The organism is Novipirellula rosea, assembly GCF_039541335.1.
Taxonomy (GTDB): Bacteria; Planctomycetota; Planctomycetia; order Pirellulales; family Pirellulaceae; genus Novipirellula; species Novipirellula rosea.
The window spans coordinates 1-976 of sequence record NZ_BAABGA010000108.1 but is presented as its reverse complement, the minus strand read 5'-3'; the positions used below and the strand labels follow the sequence as shown (position 1 = coordinate 976).

At 52.4% G+C, this 976-nt stretch carries 1 protein-coding gene; it reads left to right on the top strand.

Going from position 1 to position 976, the window contains the following annotated elements; genetic code table 11:
* Positions 1 to 78 precede the first annotated feature (78 nt).
* The gene (locus ABD971_RS31495) at positions 79 to 840 is read left to right on the top strand and encodes a hypothetical protein (protein ID WP_345327703.1); all 762 of its coding nucleotides are present in this window, start codon (positions 79 to 81) and stop codon (positions 838 to 840) included.
* Positions 841 to 976 lie beyond the last annotated feature (136 nt).

Genomic DNA, 976 nt, shown 5'->3' with positions numbered 1-976 from the left:
CGGCCTATCTAAACTACGCCATCACAACGTCAACCGCCGGATCTCGGTTACGCTTACCGTTATGTGCGTGAATCGAAAGTGAAAATCAACACGCTTGCCAAATCGAAGCCTACCGCAACCGACATTCTCGCTGTCCTGCGCGACGACCATCGGCATCAATGCGAATGCGATCCTGAAGCCGATCCTGACATTGACTTGCGCTTCGATTCCACAATCCAAGATTGGCGGTACGCATGCGACCTCGTCGAGTGGAAACCACTCGCAATCGCCCTGAATGAGCATTGGAACATCGACGTTCCTTTATCCACTTGGAAACCGCTACTAAACCCACCAAAGAAGCAACGTCTTGAAGGTGTCTGCAATCTAATTGCGGAACATGCAACAATCGAAACGGTCGTTGTGCCGTCTATCCTTGGACGCAAATGCGCACCTGCTGGTGTCTTCTTCGCCATCCGAGAACTACTTGAACGCGACGGTGCCGACGTCGGAGACTTTCACCCTTCGTCGCAATTGTCATCGTATTCAACTGATCACTTTCGCGCCCTTGCCGGTCCGATCTCTCATCTCGCTCCGGGGTTGCTGCCGGCTATCAAGATTGACCACCCTGAATATGACCGGGCATCTTGTGCTTTGATCATCTGCGTTTTCGGCCTGTTTGTATCGCTGTTCGCGGTCAAATGGGCACCGTTCGTTTGGATCCCCTTTCTGTTCAGTTCCGTTCTTTGTTGGCTCTGGACGTGGCACGCTGCCCGCCACACAAAACCGGCAGCGGTAGCATTCGGTGATTTGAAGACAATACGCGACGTCTGCAATACACTCGCCCCAGGAATTCGCACGTAACCAAAAAATGCACCCGAGTCGCGAAGTCGGGCGTTTTGACAATTGAGAATCTCTCGTCGCGACCGGGTGATTTTAAACGTTATCCGGTTTTCGCAAACTGTCGTCCGTTACTTAGCGATGCATGGTGTCTGATCTG